This window comes from Streptomyces sp. 1-11 (genome assembly GCF_007176755.1).
GTDB lineage: Bacteria > Actinomycetota > Actinomycetes > Streptomycetales > Streptomycetaceae > Streptomyces.
In genome coordinates this window covers 140,974-162,033 of sequence record NZ_BJTV01000012.1, presented here as the reverse complement: position 1 = coordinate 162,033, position 21,060 = coordinate 140,974, and the positions used below count along the sequence as shown (strand labels likewise).

18 protein-coding genes and 1 pseudogene are annotated in these 21,060 nt (G+C 73.7%); 7 read left to right on the top strand and 12 right to left on the bottom strand.

What is annotated here, in order from left to right:
- Positions 1–5: 5 nt before the first annotated feature.
- Both rsmD and recG read right to left on the bottom strand, forming a co-directional pair.
- A pseudogene (rsmD, locus tag TNCT1_RS24890) lies at positions 6–596 on the bottom strand (16S rRNA (guanine(966)-N(2))-methyltransferase RsmD); the annotation flags it as partial.
- Positions 597–702: 106 nt separating this feature from the next.
- Positions 703–2,919, bottom strand: coding sequence for an ATP-dependent DNA helicase RecG (gene recG / locus TNCT1_RS24885; RefSeq protein ID WP_143635961.1), 2,217 nt, complete (start codon positions 2,917–2,919; stop codon positions 703–705).
- Between the two features lie 202 nt (positions 2,920–3,121).
- Here recG and TNCT1_RS24880 point away from each other — a divergent pair, with 202 nt between their 5' ends.
- Both TNCT1_RS24880 and TNCT1_RS24875 read left to right on the top strand, forming a co-directional pair.
- On the top strand, positions 3,122–4,948 hold the full coding sequence (locus tag TNCT1_RS24880) for an HSP90 family protein (protein WP_143635959.1): 1,827 nt from the start codon (positions 3,122–3,124) through the stop codon (positions 4,946–4,948).
- Positions 4,948–7,902, top strand: a complete 2,955-nt coding sequence (locus TNCT1_RS24875) for a tetratricopeptide repeat protein (protein WP_143635957.1) — start codon at positions 4,948–4,950, stop codon at positions 7,900–7,902. The genes TNCT1_RS24880 and TNCT1_RS24875 overlap by 1 nt, the downstream gene beginning before the upstream one ends.
- 346 nt (positions 7,903–8,248) lie before the next feature.
- Here the strand turns inward: TNCT1_RS24875 and TNCT1_RS24870 are convergent, their stop codons facing one another.
- Positions 8,249–9,955 (bottom strand): DAK2 domain-containing protein, encoded by a 1,707-nt coding sequence (locus TNCT1_RS24870; protein WP_143635955.1) that lies wholly within the window; start codon positions 9,953–9,955, stop codon positions 8,249–8,251.
- 259 nt (positions 9,956–10,214) lie between these two features.
- Between TNCT1_RS24870 and rpmB the strand changes: the two genes are divergently transcribed.
- Complete coding sequence (rpmB, locus tag TNCT1_RS24865) at positions 10,215–10,400, top strand: 50S ribosomal protein L28 (protein WP_003993230.1); 186 nt, start codon at positions 10,215–10,217, stop codon at positions 10,398–10,400.
- A gap of 88 nt (positions 10,401–10,488) precedes the next feature.
- Here the strand turns inward: rpmB and thiD are convergent, their stop codons facing one another.
- Positions 10,489–11,280: a bifunctional hydroxymethylpyrimidine kinase/phosphomethylpyrimidine kinase gene (gene thiD, locus TNCT1_RS24860; protein ID WP_143635953.1), complete on the bottom strand. Its 792-nt coding sequence runs from the start codon at positions 11,278–11,280 to the stop codon at positions 10,489–10,491.
- A complete protein-coding gene (locus TNCT1_RS24855; RefSeq protein WP_143635951.1) occupies positions 11,277–12,242 on the bottom strand; it encodes a thiamine-phosphate kinase in 966 nt (321 codons plus the stop codon). Before TNCT1_RS24855 ends, thiD begins: the two co-directional genes overlap by 4 nt.
- 205 nt (positions 12,243–12,447) lie before the next feature.
- Here TNCT1_RS24855 and TNCT1_RS24850 point away from each other — a divergent pair, with 205 nt between their 5' ends.
- Both TNCT1_RS24850 and TNCT1_RS24845 read left to right on the top strand, forming a co-directional pair.
- Entirely contained in the window at positions 12,448–12,681 is a 234-nt protein-coding gene (locus tag TNCT1_RS24850; RefSeq protein ID WP_143635949.1) for an Lrp/AsnC family transcriptional regulator, read from the top strand.
- A gap of 20 nt (positions 12,682–12,701) precedes the next feature.
- Positions 12,702–13,220, top strand: coding sequence for a DUF3515 domain-containing protein (locus TNCT1_RS24845; RefSeq protein ID WP_143635947.1), 519 nt, complete (start codon positions 12,702–12,704; stop codon positions 13,218–13,220).
- Positions 13,221–13,230: 10 nt separating this feature from the next.
- On the opposite strand, the gene TNCT1_RS24840 is transcribed toward TNCT1_RS24845, so the two are convergent.
- The 3 genes from TNCT1_RS24840 to TNCT1_RS24830 form a co-directional block, all read right to left on the bottom strand.
- Complete coding sequence (locus TNCT1_RS24840; RefSeq protein WP_143635944.1) at positions 13,231–14,388, bottom strand: D-alanine--D-alanine ligase family protein; 1,158 nt, start codon at positions 14,386–14,388, stop codon at positions 13,231–13,233.
- Positions 14,389–14,556: 168 nt separating this feature from the next.
- Positions 14,557–15,567, bottom strand: coding sequence for an NAD(P)H-dependent glycerol-3-phosphate dehydrogenase (locus tag TNCT1_RS24835; protein WP_143635942.1), 1,011 nt, complete (start codon positions 15,565–15,567; stop codon positions 14,557–14,559).
- Positions 15,564–16,406, bottom strand: coding sequence for a 1-acyl-sn-glycerol-3-phosphate acyltransferase (locus TNCT1_RS24830; RefSeq protein WP_235902879.1), 843 nt, complete (start codon positions 16,404–16,406; stop codon positions 15,564–15,566). The genes TNCT1_RS24835 and TNCT1_RS24830 overlap by 4 nt, the downstream gene beginning before the upstream one ends.
- Positions 16,407–16,621: 215 nt before the next feature.
- Here TNCT1_RS24830 and cofC point away from each other — a divergent pair, with 215 nt between their 5' ends.
- Both cofC and TNCT1_RS24820 read left to right on the top strand, forming a co-directional pair.
- Positions 16,622–17,260, top strand: a complete 639-nt coding sequence (gene cofC / locus TNCT1_RS24825) for a 2-phospho-L-lactate guanylyltransferase (protein ID WP_143635940.1) — start codon at positions 16,622–16,624, stop codon at positions 17,258–17,260.
- Between the two features lie 110 nt (positions 17,261–17,370).
- On the top strand, positions 17,371–17,574 hold the full coding sequence (locus TNCT1_RS24820; protein ID WP_143635938.1) for a hypothetical protein: 204 nt from the start codon (positions 17,371–17,373) through the stop codon (positions 17,572–17,574).
- A gap of 102 nt (positions 17,575–17,676) precedes the next feature.
- On the opposite strand, the gene TNCT1_RS24815 is transcribed toward TNCT1_RS24820, so the two are convergent.
- The 4 genes from TNCT1_RS24815 to leuC form a co-directional block, all read right to left on the bottom strand.
- Entirely contained in the window at positions 17,677–18,330 is a 654-nt protein-coding gene (locus TNCT1_RS24815; protein ID WP_143635936.1) for an HU family DNA-binding protein, read from the bottom strand.
- A 136-nt stretch (positions 18,331–18,466) separates the two neighbouring features.
- Positions 18,467–18,697, bottom strand: coding sequence for a hypothetical protein (locus TNCT1_RS24810; protein WP_143635934.1), 231 nt, complete (start codon positions 18,695–18,697; stop codon positions 18,467–18,469).
- A gap of 264 nt (positions 18,698–18,961) precedes the next feature.
- On the bottom strand, positions 18,962–19,555 hold the full coding sequence (gene leuD, locus TNCT1_RS24805) for a 3-isopropylmalate dehydratase small subunit (protein ID WP_143635932.1): 594 nt from the start codon (positions 19,553–19,555) through the stop codon (positions 18,962–18,964).
- A gap of 2 nt (positions 19,556–19,557) precedes the next feature.
- Positions 19,558–20,985: a 3-isopropylmalate dehydratase large subunit gene (gene leuC, locus TNCT1_RS24800; RefSeq protein ID WP_143635930.1), complete on the bottom strand. Its 1,428-nt coding sequence runs from the start codon at positions 20,983–20,985 to the stop codon at positions 19,558–19,560.
- Positions 20,986–21,060 lie beyond the last annotated feature (75 nt).

The following is a 21,060-nucleotide window of genomic DNA, read 5'->3' as shown; positions in this document are numbered from 1 at the left end:
TCCGGTCATCGTGCGTCTTCGCACGTAGAGGCGGCGCGACCGTACCAAAACGTTCCCTCGCCGTAGCGACGGGACCGGAGCGCCTCGAAGCCGTCCGGCCAGTGGAATTCGCCGCCTCTGGTGCTGCGCTCCACGGTGACGAGGGCTTCGCCGGCGAGCCACCCCTCCGTGCGGAGTGTGAGCAGGATCTCCCGAAGATCGTCGTCCGTGACGGCGTACGGGGGATCCAGGAAGACCAGGTCGTAGGGGGCGGTGGGGGGCGCCGAGCGGATCACTTGTTCCGCTTTGCCCGCTCTGACCTCCGCGCCGGGCAGGCCCAGGCTGCGCACGTTGTCCCGGACGGTCCGGGCCGCGCGGGCGTCCGCCTCGACCAGCAGGGCGTGACCCGCGCCCCGGGAGAGGGCCTCCAGGCCCACGGCGCCGGAGCCGGCGTAGAGGTCGAGGACCCGTTCGCCGTCCAGGGGGCCGCCGAGGAGGGACTGCCAGGTGGAGAAGAGACCCTCGCGGGCGCGGTCGGAGGTGGGGCGGGTTCCGGTGCCGGGTGGTACTGACAGGCGCCGTCCGCCGGCCCGGCCGGCGATCACGCGGGTCATCTGGGGGTCCTTCTCCGTGGGCGGCTTTACGGCTCATTGTGGCCGCTCGCGGGCCCGGGGCGGTAACCGCACACGCGGTCCGGACCGGTGGCCCCGCGGGCGGGCCGGGTCAGCCCTTCTCCAGGTACTGCTCCCGCTCCTCGTCCAGCAGGGCGTCCAGGGCGGTCCGCAGTCCGGGGAGGTTCTCCAGCTCGGGGTCGGCCGCCACCACCTCCGCCGCCTCCTGTCTGGCCTCGGCGATCAGCTCCTCGTCCTCGATGACCGCGAGGACGCGCAGGCTGGTGCGGGCGCCGGACTGGGCCTGGCCGAGGACGTCGCCCTCGCGCCGCTGTTCGAGATCGATGCGGGAGAGCTCGAAGCCGTCCAGGGTGGCGGCGACGGCGTTCAGCCGCTGGCGGGCGGCGCTCGCCTCGGGCATCTCGCTGACCAGCAGGCACAGACCGGGGGCGGAGCCGCGGCCCACCCGGCCGCGGAGCTGGTGGAGCTGGGACACCCCGAAGCGGTCGGCGTCCATGATCACCATGGCGGTGGCGTTGGGCACGTTGACGCCGACCTCGATGACCGTGGTGGCGACCAGGACGTCCGTCTCGCCGGCCGCGAAGCGGCGCATCACGGCGTCCTTGTCGTCCGGGTGCATGCGCCCGTGCAGGACCTCGACCCGCAGCCCCCGCAGCGGCCCGCGGGCGAGCTGGTCGGCCACCTCCAGCACCGCGAGCGGCGGCCGCTTCTCGGCCTCGTCCTCGGCGGACTTCTTCGCGCCCTTGGCCGGGTCGTCCTCCTCGTCGCCGATCCGGGGGCAGACCACGTAGGCCTGGTGGCCGTTGTCCACCTCCTCGCGGACCCGCTCCCAGGCGCGGGCGAGGAAGTGCGGCTTGTCGGCGGCGGGGACGACATGGCTGGCGATCGGCGAGCGGCCGGCCGGGAGCTGGTCGAGGACGGAGGTCTCCAGGTCGCCGAAGACGGTCATGGCGACCGTGCGCGGGATGGGCGTCGCCGTCATGACCAGCAGGTGCGGCGGCTGCTTGCCCTTGCCGCGCAGGGCGTCGCGCTGCTCCACGCCGAAGCGGTGCTGTTCGTCCACGACCACCAGGCCCAGGTCGTGGAACTGGACCTTGTCCTCGATCAGGGCGTGCGTGCCGATGACGAGGCCGGCCTCGCCGGTGACCAGGTCCAGCAGGGCCTGGCGGCGGGCGGCCGCGCCCATCGAGCCGGTGAGCAGCACCACCTTGGTGGCGTGCTCGGCGCCGCCCAGCATGCCGCCCTCGGCCAGCTCGCCCATCATCTCGGTCACCGAGCGGTGATGCTGCTGGGCGAGGACCTCGGTGGGCGCGAGCATCGCGGCCTGGCCGCCCGCGTCGACCACGGCGAGCATGGCGCGCAGCGCGACCAGCGTCTTGCCGGAGCCGACCTCGCCCTGCAGCAGACGGTGCATCGGGTGCTCGGTGGCGAGGTCGCCGAAGATCTCCTCGGAGACCTTCCGCTGGCCCTCGGTGAGGGTGAAGGGCAGCCGGTCGTCGAAGGCCGTCAGGAGGCCGTCGGGCCTCGGTCTGCGGGCCACGGCGGGCAGCTGGGCGTCGGCGTGGCGGCGCCGGGCCAGGGCGACCTGGAGGACGAAGGCCTCGTCCCACTTCAGGCGGGCCCGGGCGTCGGCGATGTCGGCCTGGGTGTGCGGGCGGTGGATCTTGAGCAGGGCCTCGGGGAGGCTGACCAGGCCCCGGCCCGCCTGCAGGGAGGCCGGCAGGGGGTCCACGGCTTCCCGGGCGCTCGGCAGCACCGTCTGGACCGCCTTGCCGATCTTCCAGGACTCCAGTTTGGCGGTGGCCGGGTAGATCGGGATCAGGGCGCCGGCCCAGGTCTCGACGGTCTCCTCGCTGTCGCCGCGCAGGAGTTCGTAGGCCGGGTGGGCGAGCTGGAGGCGGCGGTTGAAGACGGAGACCTTGCCGGCGAACATCGCGCGCGTGCCCGGCAGCAGATCCTTGTGCGGCTTGTGGACGCCGTTGCCGAAGAAGACGAGCTGGAGCCGGCCGCTGCCGTCGGTGATCGTGACCTCGAGGCGCTGTCCCTTGCCGCGCGGGGCCCGGGAGGAGGCGAAGGTGTGCAGGCGGGCGTCGGCGACCTGGGCGACCACCGTCACGTGCTCGTCCATCGGGAGTTCGGCGAGCGGGGTGAGCCGGCCGCGCTCCTCGTATCTGCGCGGATAGTGGTGCAGGAGGTCGCCGACGGAGGTCAGGCCGAGGTGCTCGGCCATCACCTTCGCGGTGGCGGGGCCGAGCACTGACTTCAGTGACTGCTTCAGTGGTTCTTCCAGTGCGGGCACGAGATCCATTGCACACCACCGCACCGACAAAGCCGTAGCGGCCGCCCGGCGGCGTCGGGCGCGCGCGCCGTACCGGTTCGGGAAACCGCTGGTCAGGTGGCCCGTTCCGGCTCTAGGATGACGCGCTCCGGCCATCCCCCGCGGTCACCGCCCCACCCGGGACCGCCCGACCCCGCGCCGAACGCACGCTCCCCCCGCCGGCGCTGCGACGATGGACTCCCAGACCTCACAGTCATCCCAGGCATCCCAGTCACCTCACACCTTCCAGGTCGACCTGCGCGGTCTGGTGGACCTGCTCTCCCATCACCTCTACTCCAGTCCCAAGGTCTACCTGCGCGAGCTGCTGCAGAACGCGGTGGACGCCATCACGGCCCGGCGGGCCGAGGACCCCGGCGCCCCGGCGCGGGTGCGGCTGCACGCGGCGGACGGGACCCTGCGGGTGGAGGACACCGGCGTCGGGCTCACCGAGTCGGACGTGCACAGCCTGCTGGCGACCATCGGCCGCAGCTCCAAGCGGGCGGACGGCCTGCGGGAGGCCCGGTCCGACTTCCTCGGGCAGTTCGGCATCGGTCTGCTGGCCTGCTTCGTGGTCGCCGAGCGGATCAGGGTGGTCAGCCGCAGCGCCCGGACGCCCGGGGCGCCGCCGGTGGAGTGGACGGCCCGCGACGACGGCTCGTACACCGTGCGCACGCTGCCCGACGCGGAGCGGCCCGAGCCGGGCACCACCGTGCACCTGGTGGCGCGGGCCGGCGCGGCCGAGTGGCTGGCGCCCGAGCGGGTCCGCGCCCTGGCCCGGGACTTCGGCTCGCTGCTGCCGTACGACGTCCGGGTGGGCGAGGAGGCCGTCACCGACCTGCCGGCGCCCTGGGACCGCCCGTACCCGTCCCCCGCGGCACGGCGGGTGGCGCTGGCCCGGCACTGCCACGAGCTGTTCGGGTTCACGCCCCTGGACTCGATCGGCCTGGACGTGCCGGTGGCCGGGATCCGGGGGGTGGCGTACGTGCTGCCGTCGGCGGTCAGCCCGGCGCAGCGGGCCACCCACCGGGTGCACCTGAAGGGCATGCTGCTCACCGAGCGGGCCGAACAGCTCCTGCCGGACTGGGCGTTCTTCGTGCGCTGCGTGCTGGACACCGACAGCCTGCGGCCCACGGCCTCGCGCGAGGCGCTGTACGAGGACGAGACGCTGGCGGCGGTGCGGGAGGCGCTGGGCGAGCGGATCAGGTCCTGGCTGACCGGGCTGGCGGCCGGCGATCCGGAGCGGCTGGCCGCGTTCCTCGCCGTGCACCACCTGGGGGTGAAGTCCCTGGCCCGGCACGACGCGGAGATGCTGCGCACGATGCTGCCGTGGCTGCCGTTCGAGACCACCGACGGGCAGCTCTCCCTGGAGGAGTTCGCGCAGCGGCACCCGGTGGTGCACTTCACCCGTACGGTCGAGGAGTACCGGCAGGTCGCGCCGATCGCCTCCGCGCAGGGCGTCGGAGTCGTCAACGGCGGCTACACGTACGACAGCGAGCTGGTGGAGGCGCTGCCGTCGGTGCGGCCGGGCACGGTGGTCGCCGAACTGGACGCGGACACGGTGACCGCGCACCTGGACGCCGTGGACCCGGCGGAGGAGCTGGCGCTGTCCGGCTTCCTGGCGGCCGCGCGGGCGAAGCTCGACCCGCTGGGCTGCGATGTCGTCCTGCGGGCGTTCCACCCGCTGTCGGTGCCCGCGCTGCACCTGGACGACCGGGCCGCCCGGCACGAACAGGCCAGGGCCGAGGCCGAGGAGCGGGCCGACGACCTGTGGGCGGGGATCCTGGGCTCGCTGCGCGGCAGCGCACCGCGCGCGCGGCTGGTGCTCAACCACCTCAACCCGCTGATCCGGCGGATCGCCTCGGTCGGGGACCCGGAGCTGATCGGCACCGCCACCGAGTCGCTGTACGGGCAGGCGCTGCTGATGGCGCAGCGCCCGCTCAGGCCGGCCGACTCGGCGCTGCTGAACCGGGCGTTCATCGGCCTGCTGGAGTGGGCCACACACGGGGAGAACGGTCACTGATGGGTGAGATCACGGACCTCGACGCGCTGCGCCGGGCGATGGCGGAGAACTCCGGGCAGCCGGAGGGGCCGGCCCGCAACGCGCGCGCGGAGCGGCTGCTCGCCGAGGCGGAGCGGCTGGACGTCCCGCTCGCCGTGATCGAGGCGCTCGGGCACCAGCTGAAGGTCTACAACTACAGCTCCGAGAAGGACAAGATGTTCGTCCCGTTCGCGCGGCTGCTGCGCATGTGGGACGAACGGCCCGGGGACTTCGACGAGTACGAGACGCACTCGCTGCACTGGGTCTTCAAGTGGATGTCGGCGGGCATGCTGGACCAGCCGCACGTGCCGCTGGCCTCGATCGAGAAGTGGCTCGGCGAGATGGAGCACCGCTACCGGCTCGCCGGGCACTCCGAACGGGCCGTGCGGGCGGCCGAGTTCAGCGTGGCCGCGCACATCGGCGATCTCGGCCGGGCCGGGCGGGCGTACGCCGCCTGGCTGGCCGCGGACCGGGATCAGATGGCCGACTGCCACGCCTGCGAGCTGCACGGGCAGGGCGTCTGGCAGGTCGAGTGCGGCGCGGACGCCGAGGCGCTGCGGCTGTGGCGGCCGGTGCTGGAGGGCGAGTACAGCTGCGCCCACGAGCCGCACACGGTGCTGGCGTCCTCGCTGGCGCCGCTGCTGCGCCTCGGCCGGGCGGACGAGGCCCGCGCCGCCCATCTGCGCGGTTTCCGCCTGGTGCGCCCCATGGAGAGCATGCGCGGCGCCTACGCCGACCACGTGGAGTTCTGCGCGCTGACCGGCAACGAGGCGCGCGGTCTTGAGCTGCTGGCCGAGCGGCCGGCGTACTTCACGGACACCGGGCAGCCGCGCAGCCGGCTGGACTTCCTGGCCGTGACGGCGCTGCTCATGGACCGGCTGACCGGGCTCGGCCTGGGCGGGCAGCGGGTGCCCGGGCCGGCCGGGCGGGCCTGGACCGCGGGGGAACTGGCCGTCCACGCGCGCGCCGAGGCCCTGGAGCTGGCCGCGCGGTTCGACGCGCGCAACGGCACGCCGTACGTCGGCGACCGCGTGCGCGCGCGGATGGCCCAGGAGCCGCTGGTGGACCGGCTGCCGCTGGGCGTGCGCACGGTGCGCTCCCACCCGGCGCCGGCTACCGCGCCGCGCGCGTCCGAGGCGCCCGGGCAGGCCACGGCATCCGGCGAGCCGGACCTGGCCGGTCTGCTCGCCGAGGCACGCCTGCTGTCGGAGACGCTGCGGCCGCACGCGCTGGAGGCCTGGGCGGCGGTCGCCCGGGCCGCCGAGGGGGTCGAGCTTGACCCGCGCGACCGGGCGGAGATCGCCGACCACGAGGCGATGGAACGCGGCCCCGAGGGCGCCCCCCTGTTCGAGCGGGCCGCCGCGCTGTACGCGCGGGCGGGCGACCCCGGCGAGGCGCTCGCGGCACGCGCGCGCGGGGCGTTCGTGCGGGCGCTGGCGGGCGAGGTGGACGCGGCGGTGACGGCGGTCGCCGCGCTCTGCGACGAGGTGCTCGCGCTGTACGCCGCCGGGGGCACCGGCCTGCGGCAGACGGCGGCGGTGCTGATGAGCCGGGCGCGCATCCTCATGCGGCGGCTGCACGAGTACGGCGAGGACGGCGGCCGGGGCGGTGACCCCGAGGAGGCGCTCGCGGAGGCCGGACGGGCCGTGCGGGAGGTGCTGGCGCTCGTCGGGGGACGCGCGGACGGCGACGTACGGCTGGCCGCCCGGGCCGCCGAGGCGCGCGGCATGCTCGCCGGGCTGGCCGCGCTCACCGGCGACCCGGCGCGGGCCGCCGAGGGGCACCGGCAGGCCGCCGCCGAGTACGTGGCGGCCGGGCTGCCCTGGTTCGCGGTGGAACACGAGGTCGAGGCGGCCGGGCTGGCGCACGGTCTCGGGGACGTGGCCGGGACCGAGCGGGCGCTGCGGTCGGCGCTGGAGCACGGCGGCCCCTACCTGGAGCCGGCCGGGCGGGCCCAGCTCCACCTCCAGCTCGCCGAGGTGACCGGCGGCCGGGGTGAGGCCGCGGAGGCGGCGGAGCACGCGCTGGAGGCCGCGCACTGGGCCGACGAGGCGGGCGAGGGCGGCACGCTGGGCGCGTGGGCGCGGCACCGGCTCGGCGGTCTCCTGCTGCGCCGGGGGCGGTTCGCGGAGGCCGCCGAGGTGCTGGAGTCGGTGCTGCCCGACCTGACGGCCGAGACGCACGGCGAGGGGGCCGTCGTGCAGGCGCAGTGGTGGCTCGGGGACTGCCTGTCCGAGCTGGGCGAGCACCGGGAGGCGGCGGAACGGCGGCTGCGGGCGGCCGAGATCGCCCGGCACTGGCCCGAGCAGCAGGACCACGCCACGCTCGCCCATCTGGCCGCCGAGTCGCTGGGCAGCGCGGGGCTGCTCGAGGACGCGGACCGCGCCTATGCGCGCGCGGGCGAGCTGTGGCGCGAACTGGGCAACCGGCACTTCCTGGTGCGTTCGCTGCGTGCCCGCGCCTGGCTGGCGCTGCGCGGCGAGGGCCCGGCGGACGGGGCGCGGGAGCTGATGGCGCAGGCGGTGCGCGAGTGCGAGCACGCCCTGGAGGCGGCGGAGCCGGCGGCCCGGCACGCGTTCACCGCGGAACTGGCGAACACGCACCTGCAGTTCGGCGACCTGCTGGTCCGCTCCGCGGCCGGGGACGAGGACGAGGCGGCCGAGGAGGCCCTGGAGGCGGCGCTGGCCCGGATGGAGCGCGCGACCGAGCTGTTCGGCACGCTCGGCGCGGAGGGCCTGCACGATCGCACCGGCGCCGAACTCGCCGCGGGCCGCCTGGAGGCCGACCTCGGCCGCCCGGCCGGCGCGGCGGCACGCGCGCGCGGCGTACTCGCCGCCTACCCGCACACCGACACCCCGGACGACACCGCCCACGCCCGCCGCACCGAAGCCCGGGAACTGCTCGACGCCCTCTCCGAAACCACCCCGGAGAACTGAACCGGCACGTACATCCGGGAACACCGGACACCCGGGCGCCCGGCGCCGACAACACCGCCGGGCGCCTGGCCACCGACCCCGGCCGGGCGGCCGGCGCGGCGGCACGCGCGGGCAACGTACTCACCACCCCAACCGCACTCGGACGACACGGAGAGCCGAACCGGCAGGCACCGCCCCGCACCGAACTCGCCGCCGGGCACCCGCGCACCGACCCCGGCCCCCGGCCAAGGCGGGTGGCACGCGTGCGGAGCGGCCCGCCGGCCAGCCGGATGCCGGGGTGGGCGATGACGTGGTCGGCGGGTGTCGCGCCCGGCGTCCCGGGCCGTGCGGGCGTACGGGGCCGGGGTCACTCCACGCCGATGAGCAGCAGGGCTCCCTGCCGGCCGCCCCGGTAGACCAGCGTGTCCACCGCCAGGTAGGACTCGCGGACGTAGGTCTCCAGGTGGGCGGCGACGGATTCGGGAGCCTCGTCGCCTACGACGAGCGTGACCAGTTCGCCGCCCGCCCGCAGCATCCGGTCCAGGAGGGTCTCGGCGGTGGCGGTGAGGTCGGGCCCGATCACCGCCACGTCGCCGTCGATCAGGCCCAGCACGTCCCCGGCCTGGCAGATGCCGGCGCTCGTCCAGGACTCCCGCTCGGCGACGAGGACCTCGGCGTACCGGGTGGCGCCCGCCGCCGACGTCATCTGGACGACGTCCTCGTCGAACCGGCGCTCCGGCTCGTGCACGGCGAGCGCGGCGATGCCCTGGACCGCCGAGCGGGTCGGGATCAGGGCGACCCGGACGCCCTCGGTGCGCGCCTGCTCGGCGGCCGCCGCGGCGGTGTGCCGCAGTTCGGCGTCGTTGGGCAGCAGCACCACCTCGCGCGCGTGGGCCCGCCGTACGGCCTGCACCAGCTCCCCGCTGGCGGGCGGCTCCCCGGGGCGGGCGAGCACGGTGGTCGCGCCGGCGTCGGCGTACAGCCCGGCCAGGCCCTCACCGGGCACGACGGCGACGACGGCCCGCTGGGCGCGCTCGCGCGGCGGCCGCTCGCCCCCGGTGTGCACATCGCCGGCCCCGAAGTGGGTGATGCGGATCCGGTACGGGCGTCCCGCCTCGACGCCCGCCTCCACGGCGGCCCCGGCGTCGTCGACGTGGACGTGCACGTTCCACAGTCCGTCGCCGCCGACCACGACGAGGGAGTCGCCGAGGGCGTCGAGCCGCGCGCGCAGCCGGGCCACGGCCTCGTCACCGGCCTCCAGCAGGTAGATCACCTCGTAGGCGGGGCCGTCGTCGGCGCCGTCGGCGGCGTCGGCACAGGTCTCGGCGTCGGAGAAGGGCGTCACACGCGCGTGCGCCTCGGCGACGGCGGCCGCGGTCTCGCGAAGGGCCTCCCGTGCCCTCGGGATCTCGCCGGCCGCCTCTCCCGTGCACGCCTCCACCAGGGCGCCGAGCACCGTCACCAGACCCCGGCCGCCCGCGTCGACCACCCCGGCCCGCCGCAGCACGGCGAGCTGTCCCGGGGTCGCCGCGAGGGCCGCGCCGGCGCCCTCGTAGGCGGCCCGGGCGACCGCCGCGCAGTCGCCCTCCGCCGTCTCGGCGGCGGTCGCGGCGGCCGCGGCGACGGTGAGCACGGTGCCCTCGACGGGGTGGGCCACGGCCCGGTGGGCGGAGTCGGCGGCCTGCCGCAGGGCCAGGCGCAGCCCGGCGCCGTCGCAGTGGGACGCGTCGCCCGCCTCTCCCCCGGCGAGTACCTGTGCCATGCCCCGCAGCAGCTGGGCGAGGATCGTGCCGGAGTTGCCGCGGGCCCCGATGAGCGCACCGTGGGCCATCGCGCGCGCGGCGTCCGCGAGCGAAGGCTCCCCGGCGCCGGTCCCGTACCCGGCGAACACGGCCTCCACGGCGGTGGCCGCCGATTCCACGGTCAGGTACAGATTGGTCCCGGTGTCGCCGTCGGCCACGGGATAGACGTTGATCGCGTCGATCTCCTCGCGTGCCCGCCCGAGCGCGCGCAGCGCCAGACCGCACCAGGTGCGCACCGCGAGAGCATCCAGTGTCTGCGGCACCTGCGCCACCTGCGCCTCCCTGAGCTGCTTGGACGTGGACGCAGCGTAGACCCCGGAACGGTGTCCTCCGGAGGAGGGCCGGGAGCGGGCCCCCTAGCTGCCGTGGTAGTTTCGCGGTACGGACGCAGCCGTTGTATGCTGCTCCGGTTGCCCGATCCTGATCGGGCCATTCCCCCTGGCAACGCCACTCAAGATCACAGATCCTAGGATCTCGATCCCGGCATGCCGGGATCAACCGTAAGTGCATCTGAAGTCTTTGGAGTGACCCGTGGCTGCCAACTGCGACGTCTGCGGCAAGGGGCCGGGCTTCGGCAACAACATCTCGCACTCGCACCGCCGTACGTCCCGCCGCTGGAACCCGAACATCCAGCGTGTGCGTACCGTGGTCGGCGGGACGCCGAAGCGCGTGAACGCCTGCACCTCGTGCATCAAGGCCGGCAAGGTCTCGCGCTGACGCATAGCTGAGCGCGCGGCCACTGCTGGTTCGCTGCACTGAGCCGGTCCACCTCCGGGTGGGCCGGCTTTTTGCCGTACCCGCGGGGTCACTGCGGTGACCGGAACCGCCACCCGTGGTCGACCGGCCCGATCCCCGCGCCCAGCGCGAACCCGGCGGCGATCGCCCCGGTCACGTACTCCTTGGCCCGTGTCACCGCCTCCGGCACGCTCAAGCCCTTCGCCAGCTCCGACGCGACGGCCGAGGCGAGCGTGCAGCCCGTGCCGTGCGTGTGCCGGTTGTCGTGGCGCGGGCCGCGCAGCCAGTGCTCCCGCGAGCCGTCCGTGAGCAGGTCCACGGCGTCGCCGGACAGGTGCCCGCCCTTGATCAGCACCCAGCGCGGCCCGTACTCCAGCACGGCCGCCGCGGCCCGGCGCAGATCGCCCTCGGACTCCACCCGCACCCCGGTGAGTTGCGTCACCTCGTCCAGGTTGGGCGTGGCCACGGTCGCCACCGGCAGCAGCCTGTCCCGGACCGAGTCCAGGGCGGACGCGGCCAGCAGCGGATCGCCGTGCTTGGAGACCCCTACCGGGTCCACCACGGCCGGGGCGTCCGTGCCGGAGATCAACTCGGCGACCGCCTCGACCAGTTCTGCCGAGGCGAGCATCCCGGTCTTCACCGCCTGGACGCCGATGTCGTCGACCACGCTGCGGTACTGGGCCCGCACCGCCTCCACCGGCAGTTCCCAGGCGCCCTGCACGCCGAGCGAGTTCTGCGCGGTCACGGCCGTGATCACGCTCATCCCGTGCACGCCGAGGGCCAGCATCGTCTTCAGGTCGGCCTGCACGCCCGCGCCGCCGCCGGAGTCGGACCCGGCGACGGTCAGCACCCGGGGGATCACGACTCGATGTCCCCGAAGTGGTCCCAGCCGCCCTTGCTGGTCCAGGGGGCGCCGTCGACGGTCACCTGGGGCAGCGCCGAGGGGTTGAGGACCTCGCCGATCACCTTCCAGCGGGCCGGGAGCTTGGCGTCCGGCGGGAACGTGGCCACGATCGCGTGGTCCTCTCCCCCGGTCAGCACCCACTGCAGCGGGTCGACGCCGACAGCCTGCCCGATGTCGTTCATCTGGGTCGGGATGTCGATGGCGCCGGACCGGATGTCGATGCGCACCTTGCTGGCCTCGGCGATGTGCCCGAGGTCGGCGATCAGGCCGTCGCTGACGTCGCACATCGCGGTGGCGCCGAGCCCGGCCGCGGCCGGTCCCGCGTGGTACGGGGGCTCCGGGCGGCGGTGGGCCTCGACGAAGGCGCGCGGCGAGCGGAAGCCCCGGGAGAGCACCGCGTAACCGGCCGCGGACCAGCCGAGCCAGCCCGTCACAGCGACCAGGTCGCCGGGCTGGGCGCCGGCGCGGGTCACCGGCTCCTGGTTGCGCAGGTCGCCGAGCGCGGTGATGGACACCATGATCGTGTCCCCGCGCACCACGTCCCCGCCCACCACGGCGGCGCCCGCGACCTGGCACTCGTCGCGCAGGCCGTCCATCAGCTCGGTCGGCCAGGTGACCGGGAGTTCGGCCGGGACGACCAGGCCGAGCAGCAGCGCGGTCGGCACGGCGCCCATCGCGGCGATGTCCGCGAGGTTCTGCGCCGCCGCCTTGCGCCCGACGTCGTACGCCGTGGACCAGTCCCGGCGGAAGTGCCGCCCCTCCAGCAGGATGTCGGTGCTCGCCACCACCCTGCGGTCGGGCGCGGCGACCACCGCGGCGTCGTCACCGGGGCCGACCCGGACCACCGGGGTCGTGGTGAGACGGGAGGTCAGCTCCCGGATGAGCCCGAACTCACCCAACTCACCCACTGTGCCCTTCATCGCCTCAAGCCCCTTCTGTGCCTCTGCCTGCCCGGTCGCGCGTCATCAGTCTCCCCGATACCGTCGAGGTGACCGTCAACTTCTGTCGTGCCTGCACCCCTGGCGCGCAAGCCCGGTCCCCGCGGGTCTCCCCGCGGGGAGCGGCGACGCGATACCGTGGCGTTCCTTTTCCCCACATGATCCTCGTGGCCGCCCTGGAGGTTCCGTGGTACAGGCGTACATCCTGATCCAGACGGAGGTCGGCAAGGCGTCGACCGTCGCCGAGACGATCGGCAAGATCCCTGGAGTGATCCAGGCCGAGGACGTGACGGGACCGTACGATGTCATCGTGCGCGCCCAGTCCGACACCGTCGACGAGCTCGGCCGCATGGTGGTCGCCAAGGTCCAGCAAGTGGACGGCATCACCCGCACCCTGACCTGCCCGGTCGTGCATCTGTAGCCCCCGTCTACGCTTGGCCGGTGAACTTCTTCCGCCACCGGCCGGCCCGCCTGCTCGCGCCCGCCCTGCTGATCGCGGTCGCGGGCTGCTCCACAGCGGATGACAGCGCCACGGTCGCGGTCCCCACCCCCGACGCGAAGACGGCGGAGGTCTGCCGGGACCTGCACCGGGCGCTGCCCGGGAAGCTCGACGGACGGAGCCGTCACGACCCCGAACCCCGGTCCGCCTACACGGCGGGTTGGGGAAGCCCGGCGATCATACTGCGCTGCGGCGTCGTCCGGCCGCCGAAGATGGTGGACCCGAAGGTGGCCCAGGGCGGCGACCCGGACGCCGTCGGGGGCGGGGTGAACGGCGTCGACTGGCTGATGGAGAAGCACGGCGACGGCACCTGGCGGTTCACCACGGCGAACCGCGTCGCCTATGTGCAGGTGAGCCTGCCCGCGGGGATGTCGGCACAGGACGAGGGCGCCGGGGTGCTCACGGATCTGGCGGACGCCGTGAAGAAGGCGATCCCCGAGGGGATCGCCTCCATGCGGTGAGCGCGCCGGGTCAGCGCAGGCCGGTCGGGCGGCGCAGGGCCGCCTGCACCAGCCGGTCCACCAGCTCCGGGTAGCCGATCCCGGTGGCCTGCCACATCTGCGGGTACATCGAGATGGGCGTGAAGCCGGGCATCGTGTTGATCTCGTTGATCACGAACTCGCCGTCCTCGTCGAGGAAGAAGTCGGCGCGGACCAGACCCTCGCAGGAGGCCGCCTCGAACGCCTCGACCGCGAGCCGCCGCACCTCGGCGGTCTCCTCGTCGGTGAGCGGCGCCGGGACGATGCCGGGCGTGGAGTCGATGTACTTGGCCTCGAAGTCGTAGTAGGCGTGCGTGTCCGGCGGCGGGATCTCGGCCGGCACCGAGGCGCGCGGCCCGTCCTCGAACTCCAGGACGCCGCACTCGATCTCGCGGCCGCGCACGGCGGCCTCGATGAGGATCTTCGGGTCGTGCGACCGGGCCTCGGCGATGGCCTCGTCCAGGCCGGAGAGGTCGTCGACCTTGGTGATGCCGATGGAGGACCCCGCGCGCGCGGGCTTCACGAACAGCGGCCAGCCGTGCTCGCCGGCGAAGTCGACGATCCGCTTGCGGGCCGCGGACTCGTGCGACTCCCACTCGCGGGGGCGGATCACCATGTACGGGCCGACCTTGAGCCCGAAGGAGGTGAACACCCGCTTCATGTACTCCTTGTCCTGGCCGACGGCCGAGGCGAGCACACCCGAGCCCACGTACGGCACCCCGGACAGCTCCAGCAGCCCCTGCAGCGTGCCGTCCTCGCCGTACGGGCCGTGCAGCACCGGGAAGACCACGTCGACCTCGCCGAGCGCCTTGGGCACCGAGCCGGGCTCGCTGTAGACGACCTCGCGGTTCGCGGGGTCCACGGGGAGCACCACGCCGCCCTCGTCCGACTCGGCCAGCTCCGCCACGTTCGGGGTGCGGCGGTCGGTGATGGCCATCCGGTCCGGCTCGTCGGCCGTCAGGGCCCAACGGCCGTCCGCGGTGATGCCGATCGGCAGGACGTCGTACTTCGTCCGGTCGATGGCCTTCAGGACGGCGCCCGCGGTGACCACGGAGATCCCGTGTTCGGAGCTGCGCCCGCCGAACACGACGGCCACCCGCGGCTTGCGGGACGGCTGGTCAGGGCTCTGGGGGAGGTTCTCGGTGCTCATATCGGGTTGAGAGTACCCGTTGGTATCCCCCAAGTCAGCGGCCGCTCCGGCGCGGTCGCTCAGCGTCGCACGGACGGTCGCTCAGCGTCGCGCGGAGGGCGGCCCGGCGCCACGCGGACGGCCGCCGCGCCCCGGCGGACGGCCGCCTGGCGCCGCGCCGGCCACGGGTCAGCGCCGTTCGGGCTTGGCGCTGCGCGACATCAGCTCCTTGAGGGCGACCACCGGCGGCTTGCCCTCGTGCACGATGTCCACGACCGTCCCGGTGATGGGCATCTCCACCCCGTGCCGGCGGGCCAGATCCGCAACGGACTCGCAGGACTTGACGCCCTCGGCGGTCTGCCTGGTGACCGCGATGGTCTCCTGCAGGGTCATGCCCTTGCCGAGGTTGGTGCCGAAGGTGTGGTTGCGGGACAGCGGTGAGGAGCAGGTGGCCACCAGGTCGCCGAGACCGGCGAGTCCGGAGAACGTCAACGGGTCCGCGCCGAGCGCCATGCCGAGCCGGGTGGTCTCGGCGAGCCCGCGGGTGATGAGCGAGCCCTTGGCGTTGTCGCCGAGGCCCATGCCGTCGGCGATGCCGACCGCGAGACCGATGACGTTCTTGACCGCGCCGCCGAGTTCGCAGCCCACCACGTCGGTGTTGGTGTACGGCCGGAAGTACGGCGTGTGGCAGGCGGTCTGGAGCCGCTGCGCGACGGCCTCGTCGGTGCAGGCCACGACGGCCGCGGCCGGCATGCGGGCGGCGATCTCCCGGGCCAGGTTGGGCCCGGTGACGACGGCGATGCGGTCGGCGCCGACCTTGGCGACGTCGTCGATCACCTCGCTCATCCGCATGGTGGAGCCCAGCTCGACGCCCTTCATCAGGGAGACCAGCACGGTGCCCGGCGCGAGCAGCGGGGTCCACTCGGCGAGGTTGGCGCGCAGGGTCTGGGACGGCACGGCGAGGACGGTGAAGTCCGCGTCGCGCAGCGCCTCGGCGGCGTCGGCGGTGGCCCTGAGGTTGCGCGGGAGTTCGACGCCGGGCAGGTAGTCGGGGTTGGTGCGGGTGGAGTTGACCGCCTCGACCGGCTCCGGGCGGCGGGCCCACAGGGTGACCTCGCAGCCGGCGTCGGCGAGGACCATGCCGAAGGCGGTGCCCCACGAGCCGGCGCCCATGACGGCGGCGCGGACAGGCGTGCTCACTTGCCGCTCTCCTCCTCGGTGCCGGTCCGCGAGACGTCCCGGCCGGCCCCGGCCGCCTGCGTCTGCGCGACGGCCGTCTCCGCGGCGGCCGCCTGCCGCGCGGCCTGTTCGGCGGTCCTGCGGCGCTGCTCGACCCGCTCGCGGCGCGGGTCGTAGGGGGTCTCGGGCGCCTTCTCGCCGCGAATCTCCTCCAGCAGGCGGGTGACGGCCGCCATGATGACCTCCGTCGCCTCCTTCAGGACGTCGGCGGTCATCTCCCGGTCGTAGAAGCGGGAGAGGTCCACCGGCGGTCCGGCGAGGACGTGGTGCGTCTTGCGGGGCAGGAGGTGGGGCTTCTTGGCGTAGGGCGGCAGCAGTTCGTTGCAGCCCCACTGGGCGACCGGGATCACCGGGCACTTGGTCTGCAGGGCCACGCGGGCAGCGCCGGTCTTGGCGGTCATGGGCCAGCCGTCGGGGTCGCGGGTGAGGGTGCCCTCGGGGTAGAAGGCGACGCACTCGCCGCGCTCCACGGCGTCGATCGCGGCCCGGAACGCGCTGAGCGCGTCCGTGCTCTCGCGGTAGACGGGGATCTGCCCGGTGCCGCGCATGGCGGCGCCGACCAATCCCTTCTTGAAAAGGCCGCTCTTCGCCAGGAATCGCGGAACCCGTCCGGTGTTGTACTGATAGTGCGCGTATGCGAAGGGGTCCACGTGTGAATTGTGGTTCACCGCGGTGATAAATCCGCCCTCGGCCGGAATGTGTTCCATTCCGCGCCAGTCCCGCTTGATCAGAACCACCAGCGGCGGTTTGCAGAGGACCGCAGCGAAGCGGTACCAGAACCCGATTTGGCGGCGGGGCACGCGGACACCTTCCTCTAGGCCTCTAAGGGCTGTCATCTCGGCACCTCGGCCGGGAGCCGCACAAGTGTCGCCCCAGGCCGCCGGTCTGTCGAGAACACCGTACGCCCGCCCGTCCCCGGCCACCGCTCCGCCGGGAGCCTCGCGTCCCCGCCGGCACCCGGCCGGCCGGAGGCGCCGGGTGACAATGAGCGCGACGAGAGAGGGACGGTACGCCGGTGCAGTGGACCTTGGTCATCCCCCTGAAGCCTTTGGCGCGGGCCAAGAGCAGGCTTTCGGACACCGCCGCGGACGGGGTGCGCCCGGGTCTCGCGCTCGCGTTCGCGCAGGACACCGTGGCCGCGGCGCTGGCCTGCGCGGCCGTCGCGGGTGTGGTGGTCGTCACGGACGATCAGCTTGCGGCCCGGGCGCTGGAGGCGCTGGGGGCCAGGATCGTCCCGGACGCCCCTGGCAGCGGGCTGAACGCCGCGCTCGCCCACGGCGCCTTCGCCGTACGGGAATCGCGGCCGGCCGCCGCGGTCGCGGCGCTGAACGCGGATCTTCCGGCGCTGCGCCCGGATGAATTGTCCCGCGTGCTGGACGCGGCGGCCGGATATCCGCGGGCCTTTCTCGCGGACGCGGCCGCGGTGGGCACGACTCTGCTGGCGGCGGCGCCCGGACAGCCGTTGCGGCCGGCATTCGGCACCGATTCCCGTGCCCGGCACCGGGCGTCCGGCGCGGCGGAACTCGGGCTGCCGGACGTGAATTCCGTACGGCAGGACGTGGACACGGGTGAGGATCTGCGGGCCGCGCTGGCACTGGGTGTGGGGCCGTACACGGCGGCGGTGTCGGCGGGGCTGCTGATCCCGGAGTCCTGAGCGGTGTCCCCGAGCGGCGCCGGCAGGGGCGCGATCAGCCGTGGCGGGCGGGCCTCCTGCGCGTACCCGCGGCCCGGCGGCGGGCCCGCGCAGGCACTACGCTGGCCGGCATGCAGGCCACCGCGTACACGTACGACCCCGGCACCCGCAGCGGGCAGGTGCTGCTCGACGACGGCACTCCCGTGCCCTTCGACGCGGCGGCGTTCGACGCGGGCGGGCTGCGGCTGCTGCGGCCCGGGCAGCGAGTGCGGATCGAGACGGAGGACGAGGGCGCGGCCCGGCGGATCACCCTGGTGACGCTGCAGACGTTCTAGGGCCTGTCCGACAAGCTCCAGGGCCGTTGATCAAACCGGCCGAAGGCCGCGGGCCGGACTCCCGAGGGGAGTCCGGCCCGGCGCGTGAGTGCCCTGGTGATATCAAGACGCCTTGCGGGCGGTGGCCTTCTTGGCGGTGGTCTTGCGAGCCGTCGACTTCTTGGCCGGGGCCTTCTTGGCGGTGACCTTCTTCGCCGGGGCCTTCTTGGCGGTGGTCTTCTTGGCGGCGGCCTTGGCCGTGGTGGTCTTCTTCGCGGCGGCCTTGGTGCCCGTCGTCTTCTTCGCGGTCGTCTTCTTGGCGGCGGCCGTGGTCTTCTTCGCGGCCGGCGTCGCCTTCTTCGCGGCGGCCTTCTTCGCGGCCGCGGTGGTCTTCTTGGTGGCGGCCTTCTTGCCCACGGCCTTGGCGATGGTGGGCGGCGCGCCCGACAGGCTGCCCTTGGGCGCCTTCTTCACCGAGACCTCGCCGCCCCGCGGCAGCTTCTTCGAGCCGCTCACCAGGTCCTTGAATCCCTGACCGGCGCGGAAGCGCGGCACGGAGGTCTTCTTCACGCGAACCCGCTCGCCCGTCTGGGGGTTACGGGCGTAGCGGGCGGGGCGGTCCACCTTCTCGAAGGACCCGAAGCCGGTGACCGAGACCCGCTCGCCCGCGACGACCGCGCGGACGATGGCGTCCAGAACATGATCGACAGCGTCGGCCGCCTGCTGGCGGCCACCCAACTTGTCGGCAATCGCTTCTACGAGCTGCGCCTTGTTCACGTCTTCCCCTTCGGAGACATCGCCAGAACGAAAGTGTTCAAGCTTTTTCGCACGTTAGGCAGATATATACCGCAAATCAAACACGAAACGGGCTTATCACCCTTGTGCCGCAGCGAAGTCGGCTGCCCAGGACCGCTCAGCGGTCCTCTTCGGGGAACCGTCCCTCGTCGAGGTCCGCGATGAACCGCTCCAGTCGCCTTGCCGCACCGGCGAGATCGTGCTTGGCCGCGGCCGTAATGACCAGCAGCTTCCGGGTCAGCGCCATCCGTACGCCCTCCGGGACTTGCAGTGCGCGCACCCTCGAGTGCGCTTCCTTGAGCCGGCCCGCGACTGCCGCATAGAGCTGGAGTTGGCCGTCGTGGTCCATGCACAGATTGTGCCATCTGGGGCGAGTTGTCGCCTGCGCAGGGTGCAACTGCCGCGCCGGACAGTCGTGTCGGCACTCGCGCGGAGCGCGCCCACGCCGGGCGTCTACCCGGCCAAACACCGCTCTAACGTGGGAAGTTGTGTCCCCACGATCACCCGCGCGGGGCCGTTCGGGTGCAGACATGGCTGTACCCCCGATCGTGGCGATCGGGGGTACAGGCGGGGTGTTGGGGTGGCCGAAAGTCGACCTGCCGGGGCCCTCGGGTCAGACCTGGAGCGTGCGCGGCTTGTAGGCGGGCCGCCCGCCCTCGTAGGCGGCGATGTCGGCCTCGTTCCGCAGGGTGATGGAGATGTCGTCCAGCCCGTTCAGCAGCCGCCAGCGGGAGTTCTCGTCCAGCTCGAAGGGGGCGGTCACACCCGGGGCGCGCACCTCGCGGGCCTCGAGGTCGACGGTGATCTCCACCTGCGGGTCCGCCTCGGTCAGCTCCCACAGCCGGTCCACGACCTTCTGGTCGAGCACCACCGTGAGCAGCCCGTTCTTCAGCGAGTTGCCACGGAAGATGTCCGCGAACCGGGAGGAGATCACGGTCTTGAAGCCGTAGTTCTGCAGCGCCCAGACGGCGTGCTCCCGGGAGGAACCGGTGCCGAAGTCCGGACCGGCGACCAGGACGGTGGCGCCCTGGCGCTCGGGACGGTTGAGCACGAACTCCGGGTCCTTGCGCCAGGCCTCGAACAGCCCGTCCTCGAAGCCGTCCCGCGTCACCTTCTTGAGCCAGTGGGCGGGGATGATCTGGTCGGTGTCCACGTTGCCGCGGCGCAGCGGGACGGCCCGGCCGGTGTGGGTGGTGAAGGCTTCCATGGTTATCGGACTCCAGCGGGCGTGCGGTCGTCGGTCAGGTCGGCGGGCGAGGCCAGGTGCCCCAGGACCGCGGTGGCCGCCGCGACCTGCGGCGACACCAGGTGGGTGCGGCCGCCCTTGCCCTGCCGTCCTTCGAAGTTGCGGTTGGAGGTGGAGGCGGAGCGCTCACCGGGGGCGAGCTGGTCGGGGTTCATGCCGAGGCACATCGAGCAGCCCGCGTGCCGCCACTCGGCGCCGGCCTCCTTGAAGACCACGTCCAGGCCCTCGGAGACGGCCTGCAGACCGACCCGCGCGGAGCCCGGGACGACCAGCATCCGTACGCCGTCGGCGACTTTGCGGCCGCGCAGCAGTTCGGCGGCGGCGCGCAGGTCCTCGATGCGGCCGTTGGTGCACGAGCCTACGAAGACGGTGTCCACGCCGATGGAGCGCAGCGGCTGGCCGGCCTCCAACCCCATGTACTCCAGGGCCTTTTCGGCGGCGAGCCGCTCCGAAGCGTCTTCGTACGAAGCCGGGTCGGGGACGGACGCCGAAAGCGGCGCGCCCTGGCCCGGGTTGGTGCCCCAGGTGACGAACGGCGACAGTTCGGCGGCGTCGATGACGACCTCGGCGTCGAAGACGGCGTCCTCGTCGGTGCGCAGGGTCTTCCAGTACTCGACCGCGGCGTCCCAGTCGGCGCCCTCGGGGGCGTGCGGGCGGCCCTTGAGGTACTCGAAGGTGGTCTCGTCGGGGGCGATCATGCCCGCGCGGGCGCCGGCCTCGATCGACATGTTGCAGATGGTCATCCGGGCCTCCATCGAGAGCTTCTCGATGGCGGGGCCGCGGTACTCCAGGACGTAGCCCTGGCCGCCGCCGGTGCCGATCCGCGCGATGATCGCCAGGATCAGGTCCTTGGCGGTGACGCCCTCGGGCAGCTCGCCCTCGACGGTGATGGCCATGGTCCTGGGGCGGGCCATCGGCAGCGTCTGGGTGGCCAGCACGTGCTCCACCTGGGAGGTGCCGATGCCGAACGCCAGCGCGCCGAAGGCGCCGTGCGTCGAGGTGTGGGAGTCGCCGCAGACCACGGTGGTGCCGGGCTGGGTCAGGCCGAGCTGGGGGCCGACGACGTGCACGACGCCCTGCTCGACGTCGCCCAGCGGGTGCAGCCGCACCCCGAACTCGGCGCAGTTCTTGCGCAGCGTCTCCAGCTGGGCGCGGGAGACGGGGTCGGCGATGGGCTTGTCGATGTCCAGGGTCGGGGTGTTGTGGTCCTCGGTCGCGATGGTGAGGTCGAGACGGCGCACCTGGCGGCCGCTCTTGCGCAGTCCGTCGAAGGCCTGCGGGCTGGTCACCTCGTGCAGCAGGTGCAGATCGATGTAGAGGAGGTCGGGCTCGCCCTCGGCGCGCCGGACGACGTGGTCGTCCCAGACCTTCTCCGCGAGTGTCCTACCCATCGCTTTCCCTTCGGCCGGCAAGCGTCCACCGGCCCAACTAGAGATCTTGGGGAGACGGCGCCCGCGCCCCGGTGA